This window comes from Candidatus Accumulibacter aalborgensis, assembly GCF_900089955.1.
In the GTDB taxonomy this organism is placed as follows: Bacteria; Pseudomonadota; Gammaproteobacteria; order Burkholderiales; family Rhodocyclaceae; genus Accumulibacter; species Accumulibacter aalborgensis.
This window is the reverse complement of the sequence record NZ_FLQX01000169.1, coordinates 1-2,154: the sequence shown is the minus strand read 5'-3', so window position 1 is coordinate 2,154 and position 2,154 is coordinate 1. Positions and strand designations below refer to the sequence as shown.

Genomic DNA, 2,154 nt, shown 5'->3' with positions numbered 1-2,154 from the left:
GACGTGACCGCTGGCGAAAGGATTGCCGTAGTTGTAGTGGCTCAACCGCGACGTGGGAATTGGAAGCTGGTCGCCGCCACTGCCGGCGGTGAAGTCGGTGATGGTATCCACCGAGGTGTCGGTATCGCTGCTCCAGACGCTGAAATAGTCGGTGCCGGCGCCCCCGGTCAGGGTGTCGTTGCCGTCGTTGCCGTAGAGGGAATCGTTGCCGTCGCCACCATTGAGAACATCATTGCCTGCCCCCCCGGCAAGGGTATCATCGCCAGCCAGGCCATTCAAGGTGTCGTTGCCAGCCAGACCGAAAATCCGGTCATTACCGGTGGTGCCGGGTAGTAAGTCGGCTCCCGGGGTACCCACGATCACCTGGGGATCGTAGCCGCCGTAGCCGAAATTGTCAGCGACCAGATCCCCTTTCGTGACATGACTCAAGATCGCGACGGTCTGGAAAACCGCGGCGCTGTCAGGACCATCGGTGTCGATTTCGAACAGCGTATCGGCGCCCGATTGCGTGAGGCGGACGTGACCGCTGGCGAAAGGATTGCCGTAGTTGTAGTGGCTCAACCGCGACGTGGGAATTGGCAGTTGGTCGCCGCCACTGCCGGCGGTGAAGTCGGTGATGGTATCCACCGAGGTGTCGGTATAACTGCTCCAGACGCTGAAATGGTCGACGCCCACACCCCCGGTCAGCGTGTCGTTGCCGTCGTCGCCGGAGAGGGAATCGTTGCCGTCTCCGCCATTCAGTACGTCATTGCCTGGCCCACCATTGAGCGTGTCGTCACCGGCAAGCCCCTCAATGGTATCGTTGCCTCCATAGCCATTTAGCACGTCATTGCCGGCAGTTCCGATGATATGGTCGTTACCGGCGGAGCCAGGGAGGACGGCCACCGATAGTTTGTAAGTCCCATGAAGCGTTGAGAAAGCTCCAGCTCCAGCGGCAAGGTAGTAGGTTCCTGTCGCCGTCGGGGTGAACGTAAGGCGCGAATTGGCGCCAGTCCCGCTATCGTCATCGGTCGTGCCGGGGATCTGTACCCCCGCGTTGTCGTATACCCCCCGAAAATACGGGTCGTTAAGAGTGCCTTGGCTTGTCGCGGATCCTTCGAGGTCGATCTGGTATGTGCTACCGGCGTTCAAGCTCACCCTGAACCAATCGACGTCGTCCGGCGTCTCGATTCCCCCCGTCGACGAGCCACCGACGGCAACCGTGCCAGTAGTTGATGGGTCAGCGGAATAATCATCGGCAAGCAAACCGGAATAAACGCCAAGCGCCATCGGGGTCGCAAAATCGGCCGACTCGATCGAACCACTCGCCATTTCCAGAGACCAGTCGCCGCCCAGCGCCGCATTGCCGGTGGCATTGGTCGAAGCAGCGATGTCGGCGCCGGTGGCTTCAGCCAGTGCCTTGACAAAGCTGGCCCCCTCTCTTCCCTCGGCGACGCTGCAACCGTAGAGAAGCATATCGCCATCGACGCTCAAGGCATGACCAATCGTCGCGAGGTCCTCGCGATAGCTGTCGAGGGTGGATGCGGACAAGGTGGCTGTGCCGAGTCGTAGCGCGCCCTCGCTGCCATGAGAAACGATGTGGATGGTATCTAACCCGCTTCTTCCGGCCAGCACGGCAGCGATTTGCCGCACGCCATCCTGGCCCGATTCGAGTCGAATGATTTCGGTTGTGGGATAGGCATCCCCCGGGAATAGTGCCGAAACATCGGCAACGGCAGAGTCGATGAAGACGACTTCGCTATGCGCGACGACGTGGTGGTTCGCCATCAAACCTCTATTCAGCTCAGGTAAGCGCTCTGGGATAAGTTCTCCGACATTCCAAGGCGGATCTTCCTCATGGATTAGCGGTTGGAATGTCGGAAAGACCTTTTCACCGCTTACCGCATTGGTTAAGTCAGGCAATTTGTCGATTTTCATCATGCTCTCCCGCTAATATGACGTCAAGAAAGGTCTGCTTTGTCTACATTGTCTCGACCAAGATCAGTGACAGCGACGCATCGGAAATGCCCGTCAGGCTCACTCCGCCTGAGACACCGGAGGCGGGGTCGAGATAGATTAAAGTGTTGTTGGAGAAGGGATCCTCAGCGATCAATACGCCCGGCAGCGCCTTGAACTCGGCCTCGGTGTAGACCGTATGGTTGGTCGTATTGACGA

The 2,154-nt window shown here is 59.0% G+C and carries 2 protein-coding genes; both read right to left on the bottom strand.

Annotated elements, in window-relative coordinates; translation table 11 throughout:
- Positions 1-1,920 (bottom strand): DUF4347 domain-containing protein (locus ACCAA_RS21030; protein ID WP_186409204.1); only part of this gene is annotated, 1,920 nt, incomplete at its 3' end.
- Positions 1,921-1,960: 40 nt separating this feature from the next.
- On the bottom strand, positions 1,961-2,154 hold a 194-nt coding region (locus ACCAA_RS21025; RefSeq protein WP_186409203.1), incomplete at its 5' end, for a hypothetical protein.